The following is a 23,984-nucleotide window of genomic DNA, read 5'->3' on the forward strand; positions in this document are numbered from 1 at the left end:
GCCGTCGGAGAGCCGCGTCGCCGGTCGCCGGTCGTCGCTTACGACTCGTCGGGCGTCCAGCCGTCGCCGACGCCGACGAGGTGGTTCACGCTCCCCGCGCCCTCGCCCACGTCGGCGGGTTCGGCGAGGGTCGCGCGCGTGAATTCGATGCCGTGCCGGACCGCGTCGGCGAGGTCGTCGCCGCGGGCGAGGCGAGCGGCGACGGCGCTCGAAAGCGTACAGCCCGAGCCGTGAGTCGCCGTCGCGTCGATGCGGGGGTTGACGAACGTCGTCGTCTCGGTCGGCGTGACGAGCGTGTCGACCACGGTGTCGCCGTCGGGCGCGACGTGGCCGCCCTTCAGGAGCACGGCGTCAGCGCCGCGGTCGAAGAACCAGTCGGCGGCCTCGGAGACGGCCGTCGGTGAGTCGGGGAACACGCCCGTCAGCGCCTCGGCCTCGTCGGCGTTCGGCGTGGCGAGCGTCGCCCGCGCGAACAGCGCGTCGTAGGCGTCGACGGCGTCCTCGGCCAGCAGTCTGTCGCCGGAGGTGGCGACCATCACGGGGTCGAGGACGACCGGAGCGTCGCAGTCGGCGAGGCAGTCGGCGACCGTCTCGACGGCCTCGGCCGTCGCCAGCATCCCGAGTTTCACGGCCGCGATGTCGAAGTCGTCAGCGACGGCCTCGAACTGGGCGCGAATCGACTCGGTGGGGAGGACGTGCGACCCCTCGACGCCGCGGGTGTTCTGGGCCGTCGCGGCCACGATGACCGACCCGCCGTAGACGCCGAGTCGGGTCATCGCCTTCAGGTCGGCCTGGATGCCCGCGCCGCCGCCGGAGTCGCTGGAGGCGATGGTGAGGGCGTACGGCGGCGTCCGCGGGTCGGGCGGGGTCCCCGGCATCTATCGCACCTCGATGCGGTCGATTCGGTCGGCGATGTCCGGTGTCGAGGCGTCCGCGAGCCCCGCGACCGCGTCGAGGAAGGCGATTTTGTAGCTCGCCGGGCCGCGGTAGTCGCCGAACGCGCCCTCGGCGGCGAGTTCGCCCGCGAGCCCGTACGCCGCGGTTCCGGCGAGCGCCGCGTCGAGCGGGTCGTCCACGGCGGCCGCGAACACCGCGAGGGTCACGCCGAGCATACAGCCGGTGCCGACGACCGCGCCCATCATCGAGTGGCCGGCGTCGACCTCGAAGGCGGTCTCCTCGGTGGCGACGATGTCGGTCTCGCCGGAGGCGACGACGACCGCGCCGGTCTTCCGGGCGCACTCGACGGCCGCCGCGGCGATTTCGGCGTACTCGCCGACCGACTCGACCCCGCGGACCTCGGCGTCGTCGCCGACGAGCGCGGATATCTCCCCGTAGTTGCCGTTGAGCACGTCCACGTCGAGGTCGGTGACGAGGCGGTCCGCGACCCGGTCTCTCGTCGGGGTCGCGCCGACGCCGACGGGGTCGACGACGAGGGGCACGCCGCGCTCGTTGGCGGCCCGCCCGGCGGTCAGCATCGTCTCCTCGCCGGACTCGCTCACGGTCCCCATGTTGAGCAGACAGCCGTCGGCGATACCGACCATGTCGCCGACCTCGCGCTCGTCGTCGGACATGACCGGCAGGCCGCCCCAGTAGAGCGTGACGTTCGCCACGTCGTTGACCGTCACGTCGTTCGTGACCGAGTTGATGAGCGGTTGCTCGCCCGCGACCGCGGCGAGCGCCTCGTCCAGCGCCACGTCGGGCACGCCGCCCGTACCGGGCGCGTCGTCCGAACCGCCCGGTCCACCCGCGCCGTCAGCGTCGTCGTGTCCGCTCATCGGCTGTCCCTCCCGGCGGCGACCGAATCGGCGAGGTGGCGGGTCGCGTCGGCGGGGTCGTCCGCGGCGGTGATGGCCGAGACGACCGCGACGCCGTCGGCCCCGGCGGCGACCACGTCGGCGGCGTTGTCGGGCGTGACGCCGCCGATGCCGACGAACGGAATGGAGACGGCGTCCGCGATGGCAGACACGCGCTCGGTCCCGATTTCGGACTGCTCGGGGTCGGTGTCTTTCGTGTCGGTGGCGAACACCGCGCCGACGCCGAGGTAGTCCGCGCCGGCCTCCGCGGCGGCTCTCGCGCCCGCGACGGTCGAGACCGACCGGCCGACGATGGCGTCGTCGCCGAGTTGCTCGCGCGCGACCGAGACGGGCACGTCGTCGTCGCCGAGGTGGACGCCGTCGGCGTCGATGGCGGCCGCGATGTCGACCCGGTCGTTGACGACGAGCGGGACGCCCGCGTCGGCCGTCACGGCGCGAACCTCGTGGCCGATCTCGTAGCGCTCGCGGGCGCTCGCGTGCTTCTCCCGGAGTTGAACGACGTCGACGCCGCCGTCGACGGCGGCCCGCACCACGTCGGGCGTCGACCGCCCGGCGGAGCGGTCCGACTGCGTGACCAGATAGGTTCCCATCGGGATATTCATGAGTTGTATTCAAGAGTGATGCGGCGACGGGCAAAACAGTTCCTCCTCCGAGCGTCGTCCGGCCGGATTCCCGACGACTGAGAGGTGCCGACTGCCGTTATGGTGTGAGCGAGCTAACAGGAACGCGGTGAACTGTATGGGAACGATACTCGTCGCGTACGGGAGCAAAGAGGGACAGACGGAGAAGATAGCCGGGCGCATCGCGATGGCGCTGGCGGCCCACGGGTACGACGTGCGGACCGAGTCGGTCACCGACGACGCCGCCGGCGAGGCGGTCGCCGACGCCGACGCGGTGCTCGTCGGGTCGTCGATTCACATGGGCGCGCACTCGAAGCAGGTGTACGCGTTCGTCCGCGAGTACCGCGAGGACATCGAGGCGCGGCCCAACGGCTTCTTCCAGGTGTCGCTGTCGTCGGCGCTCGACGACGAGGACGCCCGCGCCGAGGTCGCGACGTACATCGACGAGTTCGTCGAGGAAAGCGGCTGGCACCCCGAGCGGATGGCCGCGTTCGGGGGCGCGCTTCGGTACTCCGAGTACGGCTTTCTCACCCGGATGGTGATGAAGCGCATCGCCAAGGGCGCGACCGGCGACACGGACGCCTCGCGGGACTACGAGTACACCGACTGGGACGAAGTCGAGACGTTCGCCGCCGACTTCGCGGACTTCGTGGACTCGACCGCGGGCACCGCCGCGGGAGGGGCGGCGGTCTGAGCGGGCGGGCCGGCCCGGTGATTTCCGTGAATTTCCGCACACTCGGTATCGTCGTCGTCGCCGCGCTCGTCGTGGTCGCGGTCGCGGCCGGCGGGCTCTGGGCGTTCGGCCGGCTCTCGTTTCTCGACTCCTACGGGAGCCAGTACGACTACAGCGTCCGCATCTCGGCGGACGAACCGGTTTCGAACGTGACGGTCCTCGTCCCGCTTCCCGTCAGCGACGGCTCCTCGGCCGTCGGCGACGCCGTCGAGTCCCGCGAGTACCTGCTTCCGGCGGGCTGGGGGTACGCCGTGGCCGAGACGGAGTACGGTCCGATGCTCCGCCTCCGGGCCGACGAGATTCCCGCCGACCCGACGTACTACCGGAGCGTCGTCGAGAACGACCGACTCGTCCGCTGGGAGCGGATTCCGGCGAGCGAGTACAGTCGGAACGACTCCGACACGCTCCGCGTCGAACACGACGCGATAGACCTGTCCGCCGACGTGCGGGTGAACCAGTCCATCGACACGCTCGCGCCCGAGGGGACCGAACCGCTGTTCGAACCCCGCGAGAACGCCCGGCTCGTCCCCTGCGACTGGCCGAGCGAGGGCGACGACACCCGGTGTTACGACTACGAGTCGATGCTGTTCGTGCAGTACGACGGCCCCGCGACGACGAACGTCTCGGTGAGCGTCGAACTCCGCGGCGCGAACTCGTGGTGGGTCGGCGGCTGGAACTACAACGAGTACGTCGACCACGTCGCCGCCTACGACCTCCCGGCGGACCGACAGGGCTGGGTCGTCGCCGACGGCGAACTCCGAACCGGCGTCGGGAACTACCCCCGGAACCCGCCGCAGTAGCCGAGGTCTCAGCCGGGTGAAAACCCGTACAACCCCCGCTCAGACCCCGTGCGACGAAGCCGGCCCGCCGCGAACGACTACCGCTTCGGGCAAACGTGGCGAGTCACACACAGGTTTTTGCTATCCTGAACGATTATATGTGATAATGTCTGGCGACGGCCCTCCGCGGGCGACGCGAATCACGGCGGAAACGAACGGCGAGAGACGGGGAGATTTCCAGCGATTTCAGGAGTCGCGCGACTACGACGTGGTCGACGTGGCCGAACACGCCGACCTCGCCGCCGACCTCCGGGACGTCGTCTCCGGCGAGGTCCGGTTCGACGAGTACGCGCAGGTGCTGTACGCGACCGACGGGTCGATTTACCGGGCGCGCCCGGCGGGGGTGGTCATCCCTCGCGACGAAGACGACGTGCGCGCCGCGGTGCGGACGGCGGCCGAACACGACGTGCCGGTGCTCCCGCGCGGGGCGGGGTCGTCGCTGGCGGGGCAGACCGTCGGCCCCGGCTGCGTCGTCATCGACTGCTCGAAGTACATGGACGACATCGTCTGCGTGGACCCCGACGCGCGGCGGGCGCGGGTCCAACCCGGCGTGGTGCAGGACGACCTCGACGACCGCCTCGCCGACCACGGCCTGAAGTTCGCGCCGGACCCCGCCTCGTCGAACCGCGCGACCGTCGGCGGCGGCATCGGCAACAACTCCACGGGCGCGCACTCGGTCCGCTACGGCATCACCGACGCCTACACCGAGGAGCTGCGGGTCGTCCTCGCGGACGGGTCGGTCGTCCACACCCGCGACGTGGTCGTCGGGAGCGACGAGTGGGACCGCATCGTCGGGAAGGACGACCGCGAGGCCGACCTCTACCGGACCGTCCTCGGCCTCGTCGAGGACCACGAGGAGGAAATCGAGCGGCGGTATCCGACCCTCAAGCGGTCGGTGTCGGGCTACAACCTCCACAAGGTCGTTTCCGAGACCGACGACGGCGAGACGGTGGTCAACCTCTCGAAGCTGTTCGTCGGCGCGGAGGGCACCCTCGGCGTCGTCGTCGAGGCCACCGTGTCGCTCGTGACGGTCCCCGAGGAGACGGCGCTCGTCCTCTACGCCTACGACGACCTCGTGGAGGCGATGGCCGCGGTCCCCGACGCGCTCGACTTCGACGCCAGCGCGGTCGAACTCATGGACGACGAGGTGTTGCGAATGGCCGCCGAGTCGAGCGAGTACGCCCAGTACGTCGAGGAGATTCCCGACGGCACGGCGGCGACGCTGATGCTGGAGTTCGACTCCGAACTGCACGACGACTTCGAGGCGGTGATTCGCGAGGCGAACGACCACTTCCTGCGAGACGGCGACGCCGAGTCGGCGGCTGGTGACGCCAACGACGGCGGCGGCGGCGCGTTCGAGGCCATCGAGGCGTACACGCCCGCGGCGCAGGCGGACCTCTGGAAGCTCCGCAAGGCGGCGATACCGCTTCTCATGTCGCTGCCGGGCGACCCGAAGCCCTACCCGTTCATCGAGGACGCGAGCGTCCCGCCCGAGGAGTTGGCGGAGTACGTCCAGTCGTTCGAGGACGTGCTGGAAGCCCACGGCACGTCGGCCGCGTACTTCGCCCACGCCGGCGCGGGGACGCTCCACATCCGTCCCATTCTGAATCTGAAGGACGGCGCGGGCATCGAAACGATGCGCGCCATCACCGACGACGTGACGGACCTCGTGTTGGACCACCGCGGGGCCTTCTCGGGCGAGCACGGCGACGGGATGGCCCGGACCGAGTGGAACCCGAAGATGTACGGCCCCGAACTCTGGGGCGCGTTCAAGGAGCTGAAGACGGCGTTCGACCCCGACTGGCGCATGAACCCCGGCAACGTCGTCTACCGCGACGACGCCGACGACTTCGGTCCGGACGGCGACCGCGGCGTCGGCGCCGACATGCGCGAGAACCTCCGGTACGGCGCGGCCTACCAGTCTCTCGAACCCGCGACGACCCTCGATTTCGACGACGAGGGCGGCTTCTCGCACCTCGTCGAACTCTGTAACGGCTGCGGCACCTGCCGGCAGACCGGGTCGGAGACGATGTGTCCGACCTACCGCGCCTCGAAGGACGAGGCCGAGACGACCCGCGGCCGGGCCAACATGCTCCGCGCGGCCATCAGCGGCGACCTCCCGGAGGACGAGATTCACTCCGACCGGTTCCAAGAGGAGGTCCTCGGCCTCTGTGTCGGCTGTAAGGGCTGTCAGAACGACTGCCCGACCGGCGTCGATTTGGCGAAGCTCAAAGCCGAGGTGAAACACGCCCACCACGCCGAGGAAGGCGCGTCGCTCCGCGAGCGCCTGTTCGCCAACATCGACCGGCTGGCCGGCGTCGGGAGCGCCCTCGCGCCCGTCTCGAACTGGGCGGCCGAGATTCCGGGCGCGCGGGCCGCGATGGAGCGGCTCGCGGGCGTCGCCCCCGACCGGTCGCTCCCCTCGTTCACCCGCGACACGCTCGAATCGTGGATGGACGCGCGGCGGCCCCGCGTGCCGGCGAGCGAGGCCGACCACCGCGTCCTCCTGTTTCCCGACACCTACACGAACTACGTCACGCCCGAAATCGGGAAGGCGGCGGTTCGCGTGCTGGAGGCCGCCGGCGTCCACGTCCGACTCGCGGAGGGCGTCGAACCGAGCGGCCGCGCCGCCTACTCCGGCGGTTTCCTCGACCTCGCGCGGCGGCGCGCCGGCCACAACGTCGAGACGCTTCGCCCGTCGGTCGAAACCGGCTGGTCGGTCGTCTTCGTCGAGCCCTCGGACGCGGTGATGTTCCAAGACGAGTACGCCGACCTCCTCCCGGACGACGCGGTCGCCCCGGTCGCCGCGGCCGCCTACGGCGTCATGGAGTTCCTCGACACCCACCGACTGGACGAGTCCCTGCCGATTCGCGGACGCTCGGCCGACGGCGACGACGCGGCCGGACCCGTCGCATCCGCGGTCGCCGACGGCGGCGCGTTCGGCTCGCTCACCTATCACGGCCACTGCAACCAGAAGGCGCTGAACAAGGACCACCACGCGGTGGGCGTCCTCCGGCGGGTCGGCTACGAGGTCGACCCGCTCGATTCGAGCTGCTGCGGCATGGCCGGGAGTTTCGGCTACGAAGCCGAACACTACGACCTCTCGAAGGCTATGGGAGACATCCTGTTCGAACAGGTCGACGACAGCCCGGGCGACGAGGTGGTCGCCCCCGGCGCGTCGTGTCGGACGCAACTCGAAGACAGGGACGAGGCGGCGCGGCGACCGCCGCACCCGATAGAGAAGGTCGCGCAGGCGCTGTCGGGGTGAGCGTGCTGGGGGGCCGGTCGATATCTGGCCCGTTTCACGACGTTCCGCAATCACATCGTTTTTGCCGGTTTGCGTGGCACGTCACATCAGACCATGTCCGATGCACCCGATGTCGGCGAACTCACCCCGCCGAATCGCACGCTGATGGGCCCCGGCCCGAGCGACGTTCACCCGCGCGTCCTCCGCGCGATGTCCACGCCGCTGGTCGGTCACCTCGACCCGTCGTTTATCGACATCATGAACGAGGTGCAGGAGCTCATGCGTTACACGTTCCGCACCGACAACAAGTGGACGATTCCGGTCTCGGGTACCGGGTCGGCGTCGATGGAGGCGGCCATCGGCAACCTCGTCGAACCGGGTGACACGATGCTCGTCCCGACGAACGGCTACTTCGGCGGCCGCATGGAGTCGATGGCCGAGCGCGCCGGCGGCGAGGTCGTCCACGTGGACGCGCCGTGGGGCGAGCCGCTCGACCCCGCGGACGTGCAGGACGCCTTCGACGAGCACCAGCCGGACGTGTTCGGGTTCGTCCACGCCGAGACCTCGACGGGCGTGAAACAGCCGGGCGTCCCCGAACTGACGAGCATCGCCCACGACCACGACGCGCTCGTCGTCGCCGACACCGTCACCTCGCTCGGCGGGGTCGAACTCGAAGTCGACGACTGGGGCATCGACGCAGCCTACTCCGGCCCGCAGAAGTGCCTGTCGTGCCCGCCGGGCGCGAGCCCGCTGACGCTCAACGACCGCGCGATGGACAAGGTTCTCTCGCGCGAGGAGCCGACCCGCTCGTGGTACCTCGACCTGTCGCTGCTGGAGGGCTACTGGGGCGACGACCGCTCGTACCACCACACCGCGCCCATCACCAACGTCTACGCCATCCGCGAGGCGCTCCGGCTGGTCGCCGAAGAGGGCATCGAAGCGCGGTGGGCGCGCCACCGCCGGGTCGCGGGCGCGCTGAAAGCCGGCGTCGAGGCGATGGGCCTCGGCCTCAACCCCGAAGACGACTACTGGCTCCCCAGCCTCAACGCGGTGCTCGTCCCCGACGGCGTCGACGCGGGCGCGGCAATCGACTACGTCCTCGAACACTACGACCTCGAAATCGCCGGCGGCCTCGGCGCGCTCGCGGGCGACATCTTCCGCGTCGGCTGTATGGGCCACTCGGCGCGGCCGGAGAACGTCTCGTTCCTCCTGACCGCCCTCAGCGAGGCGCTGGAGGCGCAGGGCGCGGACGTGGACCCCGAAGCCGGGTTCGCCGCCATGCGCGAAGCGTTGAACCAGTAACGGCTCCGAACCGGCGGCAATTCGGTGTGAACCGCGTCGAAACTCGGCGAAACCGACGCAAAACGCCCGCCACGGTGTCCGCTTTTCATGAGCGTCGCCCCGCGAGTGGCGACCGGAGCGATTCACCATGACCCGACTCACTCTCGTCGGCGTCGCGCTCGCGGTCCTCGTCGCGACCGCGGGCGTCGCCGCCGCCGCACCGTCCGAGAACGCACGCGAATCGTCCCCCGCGTCAGAGGCCGGACAGCAGGGGCCGCCGGGCGAGCTCCCGGACCCGGTTCCGGAGTTCGTATCGGACGTCCACCGCATCGTTAGCGACTTCCTGAGCGGGGCGCTCGACGGCTCGCTTGGGGACTCGCTAAGCGACCGCGCCGACGACTTTTCGGGTGCGTAACTAAGTGCAACCCGAAGGTAGCCGACAACTGCGCTGAACGCCACCCGTTCAACCCGAATCACCAACTCATATGAGACGAACACTCCTCGTCGCCGCGACAGTTCTGGTCCTCCTCACGGCCGGCGTCTCGGCCGCGTTCGTGACCGGAGTCGGACCGTTCTCCGACGACGACGCCGAGTCAGACGAACCGTTCCCCACGAAGACGACCGCACCGCCCGATGACGACGGCGGTGACAGCGGCGGGAGCGACAGCAGCGACAGCAGCGACAGCGGCAGCAGCGACAGCGACAGCGGCGGCGACGCGGCCGAGAGCGAATCGGTGCCGCCGTTCGGTGTCGTCGTCGACAACATCGAGAACTGCGGCCAGACGTGTCGCGACGTGACCAGCACGATAACGAACCAACAGGACGCCGATAGTTCCGGCGTCACCGTCTACAGTCGCATCTTCGTCGGCAACAGCACCGACCCGGACGACGAGGTCTGGCGCGGGTCCCAAGCGGTCGGCGACCTCGCGGCGGGCGAGTCGTACACGACGACGAAGCGCGTCAAACTCTCGTACTCGGAGGCGTTCGCGGTCCGGCAGGCCGACGGCTGGATTACGGTCCAGACGACAATCGAGACCGACGACCGGACGCTGACGTACACTGAACAGCGCCACGTGGCATAACCCGGCGCAGCGGCGCGGCGTGACGCCCGGCCCGGCGGCGACCCCGCGTCCGCGCCCGACTCGTTTTACTCCCCCGCTGGTTCGCGTCTGAGACGAGCGACAGTGACTTTAGTTTTTGAGCTAAACTATTATTAGACATGGCAAATTCATGCATTCGTCTCAATGAACAATCGGGGTGGCGGTAGGGGATGCGCCCCTCGCTCCGCGAACTTCTCTCGTATCTCGGCCCCGGTTTTATCATCAGCGTCGCGTACATGGACCCCGGCAACTGGGCGACAAACATCTCGGGCGGCGCGAAGTTCGGCCCCGCCCTGCTGTGGGTCATCGTCCTCGCCAGCGTCATGGCGATGGGAATTCAGGTGCTCGCCGCCAAACTCGGCATCGCCACCGGAAAGGGCGTGGCACAGCTCTGCCGCGAGCGGTTCTCGGGACCCGTCGTCGTGGTCCTGTGGGCCGCCGCGGAGCTGGCGATGGTCGCCACCGACATGGCCGAAATCATCGGGGCCGCAATCGGCTTCAGCCTCGTCTTCTCGCTCCCGCTGTGGGCGGGGGCCGTCCTCGCGGCGGTGAGCTCGTTCGCCCTCCTCGGCGTTCGGACCGCCCACAAACGGGGGTTCCGCTGGGTCGAACTCACCGTCATGTCGCTCGTCGGCGTCATCGCGCTCTCGTTCGTCTTCGAGATGGCGCTGGCGAGGCCGACCGCTTCGACCGTCGCGTCCGGCCTCGTCCCGACCGTGCCGAACGCCTCGGCGCTGTACGTCGCCATCGGCATCCTCGGCGCGACCGTGATGCCCCACAGCGTCTACCTCCACCCGTACATCGTCCAGGACCGCCGCGACCGCCTCATCGAGTCCGACGGCGACACCGAATCCGTCCACCGCCGCCACTTCCGGCTGGAGCGCCTCGACACCGTCGTCGCGCTCTTCGGCGCGATGTTCGTGAACGCCGCGATGCTCATCGTCGCCGCCGCGGCGCTTCAGGGAACCGGCATCGAGACGCTCGAAGAGGCGTACGTCACCCTCAGCGGCGTCTTCGGCGCGAACGCGAGCCTCGCGTTCGGCGTCGCGCTCATCGCCGCCGGGCTCTCGTCGTCGCTCGTGGCGACGATGGCCGGCCAGACCGTCATGGACGGCTTTCTGGACCTCAACATCAACGTCTGGCTCCGGCGGTCGGTCACGCTCGTGCCGAGTCTCCTCATCGTCGCCGCGGGGTTCGACCCCACGTCGGTGCTCGTCGCCTCGCAGGTCGCGCTGAGCTTCGAACTGCCGTTCGTGCTGATTCCGCTCCTCTGGTTCACCCACGAGGCGTCGCTGATGGGGACCTTCCGCAACCGGGCGACGACGACCGGCGTCCTCGGCGTCGTTATCGCCGTCATCGTGGCGCTGAACGGGTGGCTCCTGTACTCGACGCTCCTCGGGTGACGGAGGAGGGTGGTCGACCCCCGCTCGGCGACTGTCGGCGCGAACCGGACGACCGCCAACCGCCCGCCCACCGCATCCGCAACGACTTTTCGCGCCGGCCGCAAAGCCGGGGTATGAACATCGAGGTTCTCGAACTAGCCGACCTCGGCACCGACGCCCGCCGCGCCTTCTTCGAGCGGGACGCCGGCGTCGGCGAGGTTCGCTCCGACGTGCGCGACATCGTCGAGCGGGTCAGCCGAGAGGGCGACGTCGCAGTCCGTGAGTTCTCAAAGGAGTTCGACGGCGTCCAGGTCGGCAACATCGACGTGACCGACGCCGCCGAGCGCGCCTACGACGAAATCGACGACGACGTGCGCGAGGCCATCGAGGACGCCGCGGCGAACGTCCGCGAGTTCCACGAGAAGCAGGTCCCCGAGGACTGGCGCGAGGAGTTCGGCGACGACGGCACCCGCGAACTGGGTCGTCGCTACCGGCCGCTCGACCGGGTCGGCGTCTACGCCCCCGGCGGCACCGCCGCCTACCCGTCGAGCGTCCTCATGGGCGTCATCCCCGCGAAGGTCGCTGGCGTCGAACACGTCGCGGTCGCCACGCCGCCCGCGGAGCCGATGAACCCCGTCACGCTCGCCGCGATGCACGTCGCGGGCGCGGACGCGGTGTACTCGGTCGGCGGCGCGCAGGGCATCGCCGCGCTCGCCTACGGCACGGAGACGGTGAAGGCCGTCCAGAAAGTCGTCGGGCCGGGCAACAAGTGGGTCACGGCGGCGAAGGCCGAGGTCCGCGGCGACGTGGACATCGACTTCCTCGCCGGCCCCTCCGAAGTACTCGTCGTCGCCGACGAGACCGCCGAGGCGCGGTTCGTCGCCGCCGACCTCGTCGCGCAGGCCGAACACGACCCGAACGCGTCTGTCGTCGCCGTCACCGACGACGCCGACCTCGCCGCGGACATCGTCGCGGAGGTCGAGCGACAGGCGGGCGAGCGCGACCGGGCCGAGACCATCGAGGCGGCGCTCGAAAACGACGCGTCGGGCGTCCTCCTCGCGCGGTCGATGTCCGAGGCGGTGCTGTTCGCCGAGGAGTACGCCGCCGAGCACCTGACGATTCAGGCCGACGACGACGAGGCGCTGTTGGACCGCATCGACTCCGCGGGGAGCGTCTTCCTCGGCCCGTACACGCCCGTCGCGGCCGGCGACTACGCCTCCGGGACGAACCACGTCCTCCCGACCGGCGGCGGCGCGAAGCGGCAGGGCGGGCTCTCGGTGGACCACTTCGTCCGCTCGACGACGGTCCAGCGCCTCGACCGCGACGGGCTGTCGGAGCTCTCGGAGACGATTACGACGCTCGCCGAGGCGGAAGGCCTCGACGCGCACGCCCAGAGCGTCCGCGAGCGGTTCGAAGAGTAAAGAGTAGGCCGAACGGCCGAGTCGAGCCGTTTTCTGTCCGTCTCGCACCCGGTAGCCGCAGCCTACCGGGTCGGCGCGCGAAGTTCCGCCTGCGCCACAGTTAACCGTTCCCACAGTATAATGGGGCGTATGAGCACGGAATCCGCGAGTGGCGGCGGCGATGTGGCGGTCACGGTCACGCCCGCGGCCGCGGACGAGGCCGTCTCCCTCCTCGAAGGCGAGTCGATGGACACCGACGTGGCCGGACTCCGGCTGTTCGTCCAGCAGGGCGGTTGCGCCGGGTTGTCCTACGGGATGCGCTTCGACAACGAACCCGAAGACGACGACACGGTCGTCGAACAGCACGGTCTCCGCGTGTTCGTCGACCCCGCGAGCATGAACTACATCGGCGGTTCGACCCTCGACTTCGAAGGCGGCCTGCAGGGCGCGGGCTTCCACGTCGACAACCCGAACGCCGAGAGCAGTTGCGGGTGCGGCGAGTCGTTCCGGACGTAGGGACCAATTTCTTAAGCCGCCCCCGCGCGAAGCGGTGGCATGGCCGAACTTCAGACCCAGACCGTATCGAGCGGTAAGACCGTCTTCGTCGCCACCGACGAGCCAGAGCGAGGCTCGAAGGGACCGTTCTACGTCGTCTATTCGACCGAGGACGCCGAGAACCGATGGGGCTACCTCTGCGGGAACTGCGACTCGTTCGACACCGCGATGGACACGATGGCCCGCATCGAGTGCAACAACTGCGGGAACGTCCGCAAACCCGAGGAGTGGGACGCCGCTCACGAGTAGTCGAGCGTCCGGCGCGGCCGCTCGCCGATTATTGGTATGGTATACCGTGACAATCTTTATCAGGGGTGCGGGTGTACGTTGACCTGCATGGCCCAGGCTTCGATGCCTCCTGTTCAGGAGGCTCGGTCGATATTCGGCCGGCTCGGCTACTCCGTCTCGGGGGACGGACCCGATATGCTGGCCGAACGCAAGTGGCGTACGGTCCACGTGACCGCACTGAGTTCGCGCGAAGCGACCGAATGCCGTCCGGTGCTCGCAGACGGCGGAACCGAGACACCGTATCGGTTCCGCTGCTTCGTGACGTGGGACGACCACATCAGCTCGCTTCGAGAGCGGCTTCGCGGTATCGACCTTCCATACGAGTGGGCAATCATCGGCGTGTCGAACGGTGGTGGGAACGACTACGAGGTCGTTCACGGCACGAACACGTAATCGAAACGGGGCGTCTTCGCCCAAACGTTTTCTCAGCCCGTCGCTAACGGACGAGCATGTCGCAGGCCGCAGAGACGGAGCTGGCGCGATTCGTCCGGAGCAGACGGCTCAACGCGGCGCTCGCGTGGCTGTTCGTCGGCTTCCTCGTCGCCGTCGCCGTCGGGAGCGTCGTCACCGGCGGCGACCTCGTCTGGGGCGGCTTCGCGGCCGTCGTGGCCGCGGTCACCGTCGTTCCGGCCGTCGCCTTCCGCGAACCGCGAGCGATGCTTCCGTGGGAGGTCGTCGCGCTCGCCTCGCTCCCGCTCGTCGCCCGCGTCCTCGTTCGGGGCCAGACCATCGGCGGCGTGGCGTTCACCGGCCGCGTCTCGACGTACCTCGCGGTGGCCGCCATCGCGCTCATCGTCGCCGTCGAACTCGACGTGTTCACGCCGGTCCGCATGAACCACTCCTTCGCCGTCTTCTTCGTCGTCATCGCCACGATGGCCGCCGCCGGCGTCTGGGCGGTCGTCCAGTGGCTCTCCGACCTCTACCTCGGGACGCGCCTGCTTTTGAACGGCCGGCCCGACGACGTTATCGAGGCGGGGCTGATGTGGGACTTCGTCGCCGCCACCGTCGCCGGTCTCGCCGCCGGGTTGCTGTTCGAGTACTACTTCCGCCGCCGGGCCGCCTCGCGCGAGCGGCTTCCGGAGGAGGTCGCGGAGATGGCCGACGTGTCGGAGACGACGGAGGCGGCGGAGGCGGACGACCACCCCGCGTCGGAGGGCGGTGAGTCGTCGTGAATCTTCGCACCTACCTCCGCATCGACGCGCGACGCCAGCGTCAGCTCTCTCGGGCGATGCAGGTGGTCCTCGTCGGCCTCGTCTTCATCGGCCTCGACCGCGGGAACTTCGGCATCGTCGTCAACGCGCTCGTCGGCCTCGGCGTGACCTACCTCCCGGCGCTACTCGAACGCGACTACCGCATCCCGATGGACGCCGGACTGACGCTCTGGATATCCTCCGCGGCGTTCCTCCACGCGCTCGGCACGGTCGGCCTCCCCGGTTCGGAGACCAGTTTCTACGCGGGCGTCTGGTGGTGGGACCACCTCACCCACGCGCTGTCGTCGTCGGTCGTCGCGGCGGCCGGCTACGCGACCGTCCGCGCGGTCGACGAGCACACGACGGACATCTACCTGCCGCCGCGGTTCATGTTCGTCTTCATCCTGCTTTTCGTCCTCGCGTTCGGCGTCTTCTGGGAGGTCATCGAGTTCGCCATCTCCGGGGTGGCCTCGCTCGCCGGCACCGGGTCGGTGCTGACGCAGTACGGCCCCGACGACACGCTCCTCGACCTCGTGTTCGACGCCGTCGGCGGCGTCATCGTCGCCGTCTGGGGGACCGCACACCTCTCCGACGTGGTCGGCGCGTTACAGAGCCGGCTCGAAGGGACGGCCCGTTGACACGACGGGGCGGACACCAGTACGTCGGAATCGGCCGACTGGGGGAGAATCTCTCCGAGTCCCGATATACATTTGTACACGGGCTGAGACGTTCACACCGATGTCGAGCTGGGTCGGAGACGGAGACGAGGACGATGGCGAGGACGCCGCCGCCGCGTTCGAGACGGTCGGTCGCCGCAGTCAGATTCTGCAGGCGCTCTCGTCGGAGCCGCTAGCGAAGGCCGAGCTGGTCCGCACGCTCTCAGTCTCTCGGTCCACCGTCGACCGCGGCGTCGAGCGACTCGTCGACCTCGGCCTCGTAGAACGGTCGGACGGCGGGTTCGTCGCTACGACGGCGGGCCGCGTCGCGCTGGAGACACACGACGAAGCGATACGGGCGATGGCGAACGTGCTCGGCGCGGGGCCGGTGCTCGACCGCCTCCCCGAGTCGGTCAACCCGCCGCCCTCGCTGTTCCGCGACGCGGTCGTCTGTACGGGCGACCTCACGGCGATGGAACAGCGGACCTCGCTCGATTTCGACCTCGGCGAGGTGACGACGCTCACCGGCTTCAACGGCCCGTTTCTGTTCAGCCTCTGGCCCGAGGGGAGCGAACAGCTCGCGCGGCTCGGCGACAGCGCCACGCTCGTTCTCTCCGCGGAGTCGCTCGACTGGCTCTCGAATCGCTATCCCGACGGTCTCGACGCGATGGTCGACGCCGGCGTCCGCGTGTGCGCGGTCGACGACGACCCGGCGTTCGGCGTCGTAGTGATGAACCGGCCGACGACGGCCTCGGTCACGCTCGTCGTCTACGACCACATGGGCGGACCCGAGGCGCTGGTCGTGAGCTACGACCCCTCGGCCGTGGCGTGGGGGCGGACGCTCGTCGCGGCGCGGGCCGAGACCGCGCGCCCGTATCGGGTCGACGACTGAGTCCCGCGACGACGCGTCGGGGGTTGCTCCGTTCGCCCCGGCCCCCGGCCGCCGAGTTGGGGACGATTATTTGTGATAGTAAGACGAAGGGTCCGACGAGATGGTGTTCAAGAAAATCACCCTCGTCGGTCGGAGTGCAGAGAGTTTCGACGCCGCCGTCGACGACGCGATTAACCGCGCGGAGGAGACGCTCGCGGGCGTCCACTGGGTCGAAGTAAAGGAGCTCGGCGTCGAACTCGCGTCCGTCGAGACGCGGGAGTACCAAGCCGAGGTCGAAGTCGCGTTCGAACTCGAAGGAGAAGACGACGAGTAGAGACGTAACTCGCCCGCGTCGAGGCGAGGGCAGTCGCGCCGGTTCTGCGCTGTCTCGCCCGACCCGCGGGCCGTCCCGACGGCTTCTTATCCGCCCGCACCGCCACATTCGAGAAGCGAATGCCTCGGCTCCTCCACTACTCCGACATCGAGAACGTCTTCGACGACACCGAGCGCGCCGGCCGCCTCGCGGGCTGTGTCAGCGCCCTCGCCGGCGACGACTCGCTCGTGGTCGGCACCGGCGACAACACCGCGCCGGGCGTCCTCTCGCTCGTCGAGCGCGGCGGGCAGGCGCTCGACTTCTACGACGCCGTGGACGCCGACCTCGAAACGTTCGGCAACCACGACTTCGACTACGGGGCGAGCCGGACCCGCGAACTCGTCGCCGCAAGCCGGCCGACGTGGGTTACGAGCAACGTCCGCGGCGAGGGCGGCGTCCGGTTCGCCGCCGCCGAGGGAACCGTCCCGCGGACGACCCGCGGGGTCGACGGGCTGACGCTCGGCTTCTTCGGCGTCACCGACCCCGCGACCGGCTCAATCAACCCCGAGGCGGTCGACCTCGACTTCTCGGACCCCTACGAGGCCGCCGCCGACGCGGCCGCCGCCCTCAGAGACGACGGCGCGGACCTCGTCGTGGCGCTCTCGCACCTCGGGAGCGGCGACGACGAACTCGTCGCGCGGTGCGACGTGGACCTCGTCCTCGGCGGCCACGTCCACGCCGAGCGCGACGACGTGGTCGACGGCGTGCCAATCGTCCGCCCCGGCGCGAACGGCCACGTCGTCTGGGAGGTCCGCGTCGCCGCCGACCGAATCGAGACGGTCCGCCACCGGACCGCCGAGTACCGACCCGACGAGGGACTGGTGGCGGCGCTGGAGGGGCGAGTCGACGCCGCCGGGCTCGACGAAGTTCTCTGTCGCATCGACCGCCCGATGGACCGCGCCGAGGAGACCGTCGCGGCCGGCGAGTGCCGCGTCGGCAACGCCATCGCCGACGCCTACCGCTGGGCGACCGGCGCGGACGTGGGGCTCCAGAACAGCGGCGGCATCCGCTCCGGCCCGCCCATCGGCCCCGACGTGACCCACGCCGACCTCGTGAGCCTCGTTCCCTTCGAGGAACACCTCGTCGTCGCCGAGGTGACCGGCACGGAGCTACTGGCGGCGTTCGGAGCCGCCCGCGGAGCCGAGATGGGCTTCGGCGAACCCGACTGGTGGCACGCCCACGTCAGCGGCGCGCGCATCGTCTGGGACGACGACCGAGACGAGGTGGTCGAGGCGTTCGTCGACGGCGAGCCAATCGACCCCGAGGCGCGCTACACCGTCGCCACGAGCGACTACCTGCTGCACAGCACACAGGAGTTCCCGGCTATCACGCAGGCCCACCGCGTCGGCGAGTTCGAGATTCAACACGACGCGCTGGCGCGGTACGCCCGCGAGGTCGGCTTCGACGCCGCCGTCGAGGGCCGCATCGAGCGCCGGTCGGCCACCCGCGCCGACGACTGAGCGCGGAACGGGGCCGAAACCGAGACGCGGCCGCCGGCGAACCCGTCCGAGAGGGAAAGGTTCACGCACGCCCGGCGAGTGGCTTCGGAGTATGACACGGGTCGTGGTCCCGGTTCGATACCCCCTCTCGAAGCACTCCCGGGCGACGCTCGAAGAGGCCGTCCGCGTCGCGAGAGAGCGCGACGCCGAACTGACGGTCCTCCACGTCGACCTCTACCAGTCGAACCGCGGCGTGACGCGGACCGAACTCAAGCGGGCGGTCGAAGGCGAGTTCGGCCCGCTCGTCCGCGCGCGCTACGTGGTCCGCCGGGGCTTCCTCGTCGAGGAGACGATTCTCGAAGAGGTCGCCGCCGAGGAGGCCGACATCGTCGTCATCGGGTCGAAACAGGCGAGCCGCTGGCGGCGGATGCTCCGGCGGTTCCTCGACGACCCCGACATCGACGTGTTCCTCCGCGAAAAGCTCGACTGCACGGTCATCACCGTCCGCGCGGACGACTGAACCGGCGACGCTCGGGTTCGGGTTCGGTCGGTTTTCCGTTTCCGCCGCCGCCCCAGTGCCGACCGTCTCGGGCGCTACCCGCTCAGTCGTCGTCGGCGGTGTCCGTCGACTCCGCGTCAGCCGAATTCGGGGAGTCAGTCGCGTCGGCCGCGTCGGCCGAATCAGCCGCATCGACCGGGGCTTCGCCGCCCTCCCCGGAGACCGGGTGGGTAGGCGCTCCCGGTGCCGGCGACGCGGTGGCGTGACGCCGGTTCGCGGCCTCGTCGCCGGTGACGTGGAGGCTCCCGCTCGTCTCGTCGAAGACGAGGTGGGTGTGCGGGTAGGCGAACTCGACGGTCGCCTCTGACTCCTCGACGAGCGTCCAGAGCCGCGTCTGGACCTCGGACTGGATGCGGCCGATTTTGTACGGTTTCAGCGCCCAGTAGCGGAGGCGCAGGAGGACGCCGTTGTCGGCGTAGGAGTTGATGTAGGCGGTCGGCTTCGCCGGGTAGCGGGCGCTCCCGATGCGGATGTCCGGCCCGCCTTCAACCACCGCGTCGCAGTCGCGGGCGGCGCGCTCGACGAGGTCGCGGGCGGCGTCGATGTCCGACTCGTAGGTGACGAGCACGTCGAGCGACAGGCGGGTCCGCTCGTCCTCCGCGGAGTAGTTGATGACGTCGCGGTCGCGGATGTTCGAGTTCGACATCACGAGAAAGGTGTTGTCGAGGGTGAATATCTTCGTGTAGCTCAGGGTAATCTCGTCGATGAAGCCCTTCGTGCCGTCGTCGAGTTCGATCATGTCGCCGATTTCGAACGGCTGGTCCGAGAGGACGAACACCCCGTTGATGATGCTCCCGACGATGGGCGCGAGGACGATACCGAGCACCGCCGAAAACACCGTCACCGAGAGGACGATGTCGCCGAGTTCGAGGCCGAGGACGTTCGCCCCGACGCCGACGCCGACGAGGACGATGGCGAGGCGGACGATTCGGAGGACGGTCTGGGCGACGCTCTGACGGCGGAACTGCCGGGCGACCGGCCGGCCGAGCAGGCGGACGATGTACTTCGAGAGCCCGACCGACAGGGTGACGATGACGAGCGCGACGGCGATGCGCCACCCCGGGAACAAGAGGTACTCCGGCACGAACGTCGGCGGCGTGAGCGCCGTGGACTGGAGCGGGGCGACCGCGACGTGGATCCCCGCAGTCGGTACCCCGCCCGACGCGCCCGACACGTCGGCAACCCCCTCGACTCCGTGCATGGAAACCGCAACGGGGAGCGGCGAAAAAAGGGTTGTTACTACGGGGGGCGGTCGCGGTGAACGGCTAAGTGTCGGGGCGTCGCAATATTAGTATGAGCAACGCGACGACCTCCCGTCCCGACTTCCGGATAACGCACGACACCCCGCCCAGTCGAGCGCTCCTCTGTGGCTTTTCGTCGTTCGGACTCGCCGGCCTCACGGCCGTCGACTTCATCGTCGACCACCTCGACCTCGAACAGACCGGTCACCTCACCGTCGAGGGCCTCCCGGCGGTGACGCCCTTCGAGGACGGGCGGCCCCGACACCACACGCGACTGTTCTCCCGCGACGACCTCGACGTGACCGTGCTCGTCGGCGAACTGTTCGTCCCGGCGGTCCACGGCACGCAGTTCGGAAACGCCATCCTGGAGTGGACCGAACGAAATCAGGTGGAGGAACTCGCCGTCCTGTCGGGGATTCCGATGGCCCACGGCCCGGACGAACACCGCGTGTTCTACATCGCCACCGACGACTACCGCGAGGCGCGACTCGCCGACAGCGACATCCCGCCGATGGGGCGCGGATTCTTCGACGGCACCAACGCGGCGCTCGTCGAGCGCGGCATCGGGTCGCCCCTCGGCGTCGGCGTCTACGTCACGCCCGTCCACGCGCAGGTCCCCGACGTTGAGGCGGCGATTCGACTCGTCGACGCCGCCGACGACGTGTACGACCTCGGCGTCGACTCCTCGCCGCTGGAGTCCTTTGCGGCCGAGGTGCAGCAGTACTACGCCGAACTCGCCGAGCGACTCCACGACAGCGAGGCCGACCTCCCGGAAGACCGGATGTACATGTGAGGGGCGATTCGCCCGCCGTCCCGCGATATTCGGCGGCCACCCTGCTATCAGTTGTGCCACTTGTTTTCGGAATTTCGTGCTACTCGGATTTCAGTAAATGATTTAGGTGATGCCGTACACGTCACGAGCATGGCCGACGAACTGCGGCTCACCATGGAGCGAGTCGGTGAGCGCTTCAACCTCGGTGAGTACGAGATAGACGCGTATCTGGCCGTCCTCGAACACGGACAGTTGACGGCGAGCGAAATCGCCGACCGAACCAGCATCCCCCAGCCGCGGGTGTACGACACGGTCCGGAGCCTGTCCGACCGCGGCCTCGTCGAACTCCGCGAGTCGCGGCCGATGAAAATCGTCGCCGTCGACCCCGACGACGCCTTCGCGAACGTCAAGACCTCGCTGGAGGAACTCATCGAGGAACTGGAGGCGCGGTACACCGCCCCCGCCCGCGACACCGAGGCGGTTTCGCTCGTCAAGTCGCGGTCGACCATCCTCCGCTACATCGAGGAGATTATCGAGGCCGCCGAGTACGAACTCGTGCTCTCTTTGACGCCCGACCTGCTCCGTCGCTTCCGCGACGACCTCGCGGCGGCCATCGATAGCGGCGTCAGCATCGACCTGCTCGTCACGCCCGCCTCCCGCGCGCCCGACCCCGAGGAGTTCAACTACCTCGACGTGGCGACCATCGCCCGCGCCCGCCGCGGCATCACCTCGCCCGTCCTCGCGGTCGCCGACGGCGAGTACTCCATCTACGCGACGCAGGACGCCCTCCGAGACGACCGCGACCGCTACGGCGTCATCTTCAACCGCTCCGCGCTCGGCTTCCTCGTCAGCGGCTTCTTCGGGACCGTCCTCTGGACCACCGCCGAGACCATCGTCGCCAACGGCAAGCGTCGGCCGTTCCCGCGCCGCTACGCCTCCATCCGCCGGGCCGTCAAGGACATCCGCGAGATAGACGGCGACTTCTACGCCTCCGTCTCCGGCCGCGACATCGAGACGGGCGACCCCGTCGTGGTCGAGGGCCGCGTCATCGAGACGGCCTTCGAGGACACGGAGGAGGTCGCGTCGCTCCACATCGAGACCGAAGAGAGCGTCGTCGAAGTCGGCGGACTGGTCGCCGCGCTCGAAGACGTGGAAGGACAGGAGATTCTGCTCGGCCGCGACGAGGTTCCGAACCGCGACGAAATCGTCTGAAGCCGCGTCGTCAGTCACCGCACGTAGCTTTTCGGGCCCGCCGCCCTCGCCAGCGACGGCTACTCGTCGGGGAACTCGTAGACGACCGCGCCGCAGTCCGCACAGCCGAGCACCTCGTGTTCCGGTGAGTCGTACAGCCCCGCGGTGCCGCCGCAGCAGTTGCGCGTCGTCGTCTCCTCGACCGGGCCGCCGCAGTCCGGACAGACCTCGGCGAACATCCGCATCGGCTCCGTGGCCGCGAGCGCGACCATCGGGTCGACGCCGCGCTCGACGACCGTGTAGAGGGTCGCCACGTCCGCGATGGCCTGCGGCCGGGAAATCCACACGGACATCGAGGGACCGTCGAGCGAGATGCCATCGAACTCGGCGTCGACCGTCGCGTCGAACGGGACCGCGTTGGCGACGGCCTCGGCGAGTTCCTCGTCGGTGGTCTTCCGGAGCGTCGCCATCGTCGACTCCCACTCCTCGCGGGCGTCGTCAGTGAGGAACAGCCCGTCTTCTTCTTCGACGAGGACGCCGGCGTTCAGGAGCGCCGAGAGCATCACGTCGGGGTCGACGTTGGCGTCGAGCGATTCCGAGCGGCGGTCCGAGGCCGGCCCCTCGTCGCCGTGGTCGAAGACGCCGGCGAGGCCGACTGCGCCGACCAACTGCGGCGCGAACGAGGGCGTGCCGGGGACGACGTAGCCCCGGAGGTACACAGAGAGCGCGCCGCCGACGAGGACGACGAGGCCGGCGACCGGCGAGAGCACGCTGACCGCGAGACCGACGACGACGACGATTGCGACGTTGACGGCGGTACACGGCAGACAGCGGTTCTCGCCGGTGTGTTCCGGGCGCCTGAGTGAGTCGATGACGGACATGGTGTGAGAAGTGGGACTGAGAGGTGTTCGCGTTCGCGGTGGTCAGTTCGCCGGGGGCGTCTCGGTCTCGGTCTCGGCCGCGTCGAGGCGGACCGCCTTCCCCGTCTCCGACGAGCGGTAGATTGCGTCGATGACGCGCTGGACGGCGAGGCCCTGTTCGACCGTGTTGCGGCCGGGGTGTTCGCCCTCGGCGACGGCCGCGAGGAACGCCTCCTGTTCGGTCTTGTGGGTGTCGTTGTCCTGCGTCACCACGTCCGTCGTCGAGAGGTGGTTGCCGCCGCCGACGCCGTCCTCGTAGAACTGGAGATCGTGGCTCGCGCGGTCGAAGCGCACGCCGCCCTCCGTGCCGCGGAGGAAGAACTCGTCGTTGGTCGGGCGGTTCGTCGCCCACGCGACTTCGAGGGAGATGGTCGTCCCCTCGTCGGTGCGGATGAAGGCGCTCGCGGAGTCGTCCACGTCGAAGGCCTCCGGGCCCACGTCCTCGCCCCACATCTCGACGAAGGTGTAGTCGTCGCGGTCGCCGAACTCGGAGCGGGTGACGCCGGAGACTTCGACGACCTCGGGGAAGTCGAGGAAGTAGAGCGCGAGGTCGATGGCGTGGACGCCGATGTCGATGAGCGACCCGCCGCCCGCGACCTCCTTCGAGGTGAACCACGACCCGCGGCCGGGGATGCCGCGGCGGCGGACGTAGTTGGCCTCGACGTGGGTGACGTCGCCGAGGCGGCCCTCCTCGTAGTGGTGGCGGACGACCTCGACGGGGTTGGCAAAGCGGTTGTTGAAGCCGACCATGCAGAAGCCGTCGGCCTCCTCGGCCGCCTCGGCGATTCGCTCGGCGGATTCGAGCGAGTGCGCCAGCGGCTTTTCGAGCAGGACGTCGAGGCCCGCGTCGAGCGCGGCGACGGCGTACTCCTCGTGGAAGCGGTTCGGGGTGGTGATGATGACCGCGTCGACCGCCTCGAACAGTTCCGACTTCTCCTCGTAGGTGTTCACGTCGTACTTCTCCGCGAAGCGCCGACGGGCGTCCGCCATGATGTCGAGGCCGCCGACGAGGGTCGCGCCGAGGTCGACGAGGCGGTCTGCGTGGTGGTGTCCGATGTTTCCGAGTCCGACGATACCGATTCGGACCGATGATTCCGTGCTCATGATTCGATGATTAACTACTGGTGGTGTTAAGTTTCACGTTCTTTGGGCTGAATTGCCAGAATCGACCGCGAGACCCCGGTTAGCAAGCGTTCTCACTGCGACGGGTGGCGTGCAATGGAGCCGGACCAGACGGGGCGAGACGAGACGGGACACGCGGGTCGAGTCGGCGTTCAGTAGAGCTGTTCTTCTCGCTCCTTGCGTTCTTCTTCGCGGCGCTGTTCCTCCTTGAGCCGACGCCGTCCGCGGAGGTACTGCCTCCCCTTCGGGATGAACTTGTTCTTCAGGTCGAGGAGGAACGAGACGATACCGTAGGCCCAGAAGAAAAACAGGACGGTCATGCCGCCGAGGTACAACAATCCGAGTTCGTTGACCATGGGTGTGAGTGTGTGCTGTGGGTGGGTTCGGTGAG

26 protein-coding genes are annotated in these 23,984 nt (G+C 69.2%); 19 read left to right on the plus strand and 7 right to left on the minus strand.

Annotated elements, in window-relative coordinates:
* Positions 1–38 precede the first annotated feature (38 nt).
* The 3 genes from thiD to thiE are packed head-to-tail and all read right to left on the minus strand — an operon-like array spanning position 39 to position 2,404.
* The gene (thiD, locus tag BN996_RS04575; RefSeq protein WP_089777390.1) at positions 39–878 is read right to left on the minus strand and encodes a bifunctional hydroxymethylpyrimidine kinase/phosphomethylpyrimidine kinase; all 840 of its coding nucleotides are present in this window, start codon (positions 876–878) and stop codon (positions 39–41) included.
* Complete coding sequence (gene thiM / locus BN996_RS04580) at positions 879–1,775, minus strand: hydroxyethylthiazole kinase (protein WP_188422929.1); 897 nt, start codon at positions 1,773–1,775, stop codon at positions 879–881.
* Positions 1,772–2,404, minus strand: coding sequence for a thiamine phosphate synthase (gene thiE, locus BN996_RS04585; RefSeq protein ID WP_193310929.1), 633 nt, complete (start codon positions 2,402–2,404; stop codon positions 1,772–1,774). The genes thiM and thiE overlap by 4 nt, the downstream gene beginning before the upstream one ends.
* 148 nt (positions 2,405–2,552) lie before the next feature.
* Here thiE and BN996_RS04590 point away from each other — a divergent pair, with 148 nt between their 5' ends.
* The 17 genes from BN996_RS04590 (at position 2,553) to BN996_RS04670 (ending at position 18,308) form a co-directional block, all read left to right on the plus strand.
* Positions 2,553–3,128, plus strand: coding sequence for a flavodoxin domain-containing protein (locus BN996_RS04590; protein WP_007275235.1), 576 nt, complete (start codon positions 2,553–2,555; stop codon positions 3,126–3,128).
* Positions 3,129–3,154: 26 nt separating this feature from the next.
* Positions 3,155–3,967: a hypothetical protein gene (locus BN996_RS04595; RefSeq protein ID WP_089777392.1), complete on the plus strand. Its 813-nt coding sequence runs from the start codon at positions 3,155–3,157 to the stop codon at positions 3,965–3,967.
* Between the two features lie 145 nt (positions 3,968–4,112).
* Positions 4,113–7,274, plus strand: coding sequence for an FAD-binding and (Fe-S)-binding domain-containing protein (locus BN996_RS04600; RefSeq protein WP_089777393.1), 3,162 nt, complete (start codon positions 4,113–4,115; stop codon positions 7,272–7,274).
* 144 nt (positions 7,275–7,418) lie between these two features.
* On the plus strand, positions 7,419–8,555 hold the full coding sequence (locus BN996_RS04605) for a pyridoxal-phosphate-dependent aminotransferase family protein (protein ID WP_193310940.1): 1,137 nt from the start codon (positions 7,419–7,421) through the stop codon (positions 8,553–8,555).
* 127 nt (positions 8,556–8,682) lie between these two features.
* Complete coding sequence (locus BN996_RS04610) at positions 8,683–8,949, plus strand: hypothetical protein (protein ID WP_089777395.1); 267 nt, start codon at positions 8,683–8,685, stop codon at positions 8,947–8,949.
* Positions 8,950–9,019: 70 nt separating this feature from the next.
* Complete coding sequence (locus BN996_RS04615; RefSeq protein WP_089777396.1) at positions 9,020–9,616, plus strand: hypothetical protein; 597 nt, start codon at positions 9,020–9,022, stop codon at positions 9,614–9,616.
* 188 nt (positions 9,617–9,804) lie between these two features.
* On the plus strand, positions 9,805–11,037 hold the full coding sequence (locus BN996_RS04620; protein WP_089777397.1) for an Nramp family divalent metal transporter: 1,233 nt from the start codon (positions 9,805–9,807) through the stop codon (positions 11,035–11,037).
* 113 nt (positions 11,038–11,150) lie between these two features.
* Positions 11,151–12,437 (plus strand): histidinol dehydrogenase, encoded by a 1,287-nt coding sequence (gene hisD / locus BN996_RS04625; protein ID WP_089777398.1) that lies wholly within the window; start codon positions 11,151–11,153, stop codon positions 12,435–12,437.
* A 129-nt stretch (positions 12,438–12,566) separates the two neighbouring features.
* A complete protein-coding gene (locus tag BN996_RS04630; protein ID WP_008095106.1) occupies positions 12,567–12,932 on the plus strand; it encodes a HesB/IscA family protein in 366 nt (121 codons plus the stop codon).
* 39 nt (positions 12,933–12,971) lie between these two features.
* Entirely contained in the window at positions 12,972–13,220 is a 249-nt protein-coding gene (locus BN996_RS04635) for a DUF5816 domain-containing protein (protein ID WP_004042840.1), read from the plus strand.
* A gap of 87 nt (positions 13,221–13,307) precedes the next feature.
* Positions 13,308–13,652: a DUF7116 family protein gene (locus BN996_RS04640; protein ID WP_089777399.1), complete on the plus strand. Its 345-nt coding sequence runs from the start codon at positions 13,308–13,310 to the stop codon at positions 13,650–13,652.
* A gap of 56 nt (positions 13,653–13,708) precedes the next feature.
* Positions 13,709–14,431 (plus strand): hypothetical protein, encoded by a 723-nt coding sequence (locus BN996_RS04645; protein WP_089777400.1) that lies wholly within the window; start codon positions 13,709–13,711, stop codon positions 14,429–14,431.
* A 56-nt stretch (positions 14,432–14,487) separates the two neighbouring features.
* The gene (locus BN996_RS04650) at positions 14,488–15,087 is read left to right on the plus strand and encodes a DUF2238 domain-containing protein (protein WP_394326167.1); all 600 of its coding nucleotides are present in this window, start codon (positions 14,488–14,490) and stop codon (positions 15,085–15,087) included.
* A gap of 100 nt (positions 15,088–15,187) precedes the next feature.
* Positions 15,188–15,997: a helix-turn-helix transcriptional regulator gene (locus tag BN996_RS04655; RefSeq protein WP_089777402.1), complete on the plus strand. Its 810-nt coding sequence runs from the start codon at positions 15,188–15,190 to the stop codon at positions 15,995–15,997.
* 100 nt (positions 15,998–16,097) lie between these two features.
* Positions 16,098–16,310 (plus strand): dodecin, encoded by a 213-nt coding sequence (locus BN996_RS04660; protein ID WP_008576032.1) that lies wholly within the window; start codon positions 16,098–16,100, stop codon positions 16,308–16,310.
* Between the two features lie 119 nt (positions 16,311–16,429).
* Positions 16,430–17,809 carry a bifunctional metallophosphatase/5'-nucleotidase gene (locus BN996_RS04665; RefSeq protein ID WP_089777403.1) on the plus strand — a complete coding sequence of 460 codons (1,380 nt, stop codon included), beginning with the start codon at positions 16,430–16,432 and terminating at the stop codon, positions 17,807–17,809.
* Positions 17,810–17,900: 91 nt separating this feature from the next.
* Positions 17,901–18,308, plus strand: coding sequence for a universal stress protein (locus tag BN996_RS04670; RefSeq protein ID WP_042662696.1), 408 nt, complete (start codon positions 17,901–17,903; stop codon positions 18,306–18,308).
* 82 nt (positions 18,309–18,390) lie between these two features.
* On the opposite strand, the gene BN996_RS04675 is transcribed toward BN996_RS04670, so the two are convergent.
* Positions 18,391–19,548 (minus strand): mechanosensitive ion channel family protein, encoded by a 1,158-nt coding sequence (locus BN996_RS04675; RefSeq protein WP_089777404.1) that lies wholly within the window; start codon positions 19,546–19,548, stop codon positions 18,391–18,393.
* Between the two features lie 92 nt (positions 19,549–19,640).
* Here BN996_RS04675 and BN996_RS04680 point away from each other — a divergent pair, with 92 nt between their 5' ends.
* Positions 19,641–20,381: a proteasome assembly chaperone family protein gene (locus BN996_RS04680; RefSeq protein WP_089777405.1), complete on the plus strand. Its 741-nt coding sequence runs from the start codon at positions 19,641–19,643 to the stop codon at positions 20,379–20,381.
* A gap of 129 nt (positions 20,382–20,510) precedes the next feature.
* On the plus strand, positions 20,511–21,572 hold the full coding sequence (gene trmB, locus BN996_RS04685) for an HTH-type sugar sensing transcriptional regulator TrmB (protein WP_042662698.1): 1,062 nt from the start codon (positions 20,511–20,513) through the stop codon (positions 21,570–21,572).
* Between the two features lie 59 nt (positions 21,573–21,631).
* Here the strand turns inward: trmB and BN996_RS04690 are convergent, their stop codons facing one another.
* From BN996_RS04690 to BN996_RS04700, 3 genes are all read right to left on the minus strand, one after another.
* Positions 21,632–22,432 (minus strand): DUF8054 domain-containing protein, encoded by an 801-nt coding sequence (locus tag BN996_RS04690; RefSeq protein WP_089777406.1) that lies wholly within the window; start codon positions 22,430–22,432, stop codon positions 21,632–21,634.
* Positions 22,433–22,474: 42 nt separating this feature from the next.
* Positions 22,475–23,575, minus strand: coding sequence for a Gfo/Idh/MocA family protein (locus BN996_RS04695; protein ID WP_089777407.1), 1,101 nt, complete (start codon positions 23,573–23,575; stop codon positions 22,475–22,477).
* 170 nt (positions 23,576–23,745) lie between these two features.
* The gene (locus BN996_RS04700; RefSeq protein WP_042662700.1) at positions 23,746–23,949 is read right to left on the minus strand and encodes a DUF8005 family protein; all 204 of its coding nucleotides are present in this window, start codon (positions 23,947–23,949) and stop codon (positions 23,746–23,748) included.
* Positions 23,950–23,984 lie beyond the last annotated feature (35 nt).

The sequence above is a fragment of the Haloferax massiliensis genome, from assembly GCF_001368915.1.
Classification (GTDB): domain Archaea; phylum Halobacteriota; class Halobacteria; order Halobacteriales; family Haloferacaceae; genus Haloferax; species Haloferax massiliensis.

Bases quoted from the DNA above. Each gene is read 5' to 3' on its own strand.
- BN996_RS04635 (WP_004042840.1), top strand. From the start codon at position 12,972: ATGGCCGAACTTCAGACCCAGACCGTATCGAGCGGTAAGACCGTCTTC.
- BN996_RS04690 (WP_089777406.1), bottom strand. From the start codon at position 22,432: ATGTCCGTCATCGACTCACTCAGGCGCCCGGAACACACCGGCGAGAAC.
- BN996_RS04645 (WP_089777400.1), top strand. From the start codon at position 13,709: ATGTCGCAGGCCGCAGAGACGGAGCTGGCGCGATTCGTCCGGAGCAGA.
- BN996_RS04605 (WP_193310940.1), top strand. From the start codon at position 7,419: ATGGGCCCCGGCCCGAGCGACGTTCACCCGCGCGTCCTCCGCGCGATG.
- BN996_RS04630 (WP_008095106.1), top strand. From the start codon at position 12,567: ATGAGCACGGAATCCGCGAGTGGCGGCGGCGATGTGGCGGTCACGGTC.
- BN996_RS04655 (WP_089777402.1), top strand. From the start codon at position 15,188: ATGTCGAGCTGGGTCGGAGACGGAGACGAGGACGATGGCGAGGACGCC.
- trmB (WP_042662698.1), top strand. From the start codon at position 20,511: ATGGCCGACGAACTGCGGCTCACCATGGAGCGAGTCGGTGAGCGCTTC.
- BN996_RS04680 (WP_089777405.1), top strand. From the start codon at position 19,641: ATGAGCAACGCGACGACCTCCCGTCCCGACTTCCGGATAACGCACGAC.
- thiD (WP_089777390.1), bottom strand. From the start codon at position 878: ATGCCGGGGACCCCGCCCGACCCGCGGACGCCGCCGTACGCCCTCACC.
- thiM (WP_188422929.1), bottom strand. From the start codon at position 1,775: ATGAGCGGACACGACGACGCTGACGGCGCGGGTGGACCGGGCGGTTCG.
- BN996_RS04640 (WP_089777399.1), top strand. From the start codon at position 13,308: ATGGCCCAGGCTTCGATGCCTCCTGTTCAGGAGGCTCGGTCGATATTC.
- BN996_RS04660 (WP_008576032.1), top strand. From the start codon at position 16,098: ATGGTGTTCAAGAAAATCACCCTCGTCGGTCGGAGTGCAGAGAGTTTC.
- thiE (WP_193310929.1), bottom strand. From the start codon at position 2,404: ATGGGAACCTATCTGGTCACGCAGTCGGACCGCTCCGCCGGGCGGTCG.
- BN996_RS04600 (WP_089777393.1), top strand. From the start codon at position 4,113: ATGTCTGGCGACGGCCCTCCGCGGGCGACGCGAATCACGGCGGAAACG.
- BN996_RS04590 (WP_007275235.1), top strand. From the start codon at position 2,553: ATGGGAACGATACTCGTCGCGTACGGGAGCAAAGAGGGACAGACGGAG.
- BN996_RS04650 (WP_394326167.1), top strand. From the start codon at position 14,488: ATGCAGGTGGTCCTCGTCGGCCTCGTCTTCATCGGCCTCGACCGCGGG.
- hisD (WP_089777398.1), top strand. From the start codon at position 11,151: ATGAACATCGAGGTTCTCGAACTAGCCGACCTCGGCACCGACGCCCGC.
- BN996_RS04610 (WP_089777395.1), top strand. From the start codon at position 8,683: ATGACCCGACTCACTCTCGTCGGCGTCGCGCTCGCGGTCCTCGTCGCG.
- BN996_RS04620 (WP_089777397.1), top strand. From the start codon at position 9,805: ATGCGCCCCTCGCTCCGCGAACTTCTCTCGTATCTCGGCCCCGGTTTT.
- BN996_RS04670 (WP_042662696.1), top strand. From the start codon at position 17,901: ATGACACGGGTCGTGGTCCCGGTTCGATACCCCCTCTCGAAGCACTCC.
- BN996_RS04665 (WP_089777403.1), top strand. From the start codon at position 16,430: ATGCCTCGGCTCCTCCACTACTCCGACATCGAGAACGTCTTCGACGAC.
- BN996_RS04675 (WP_089777404.1), bottom strand. From the start codon at position 19,548: ATGCACGGAGTCGAGGGGGTTGCCGACGTGTCGGGCGCGTCGGGCGGG.
- BN996_RS04695 (WP_089777407.1), bottom strand. From the start codon at position 23,575: ATGAGCACGGAATCATCGGTCCGAATCGGTATCGTCGGACTCGGAAAC.
- BN996_RS04700 (WP_042662700.1), bottom strand. From the start codon at position 23,949: ATGGTCAACGAACTCGGATTGTTGTACCTCGGCGGCATGACCGTCCTG.
- BN996_RS04615 (WP_089777396.1), top strand. From the start codon at position 9,020: ATGAGACGAACACTCCTCGTCGCCGCGACAGTTCTGGTCCTCCTCACG.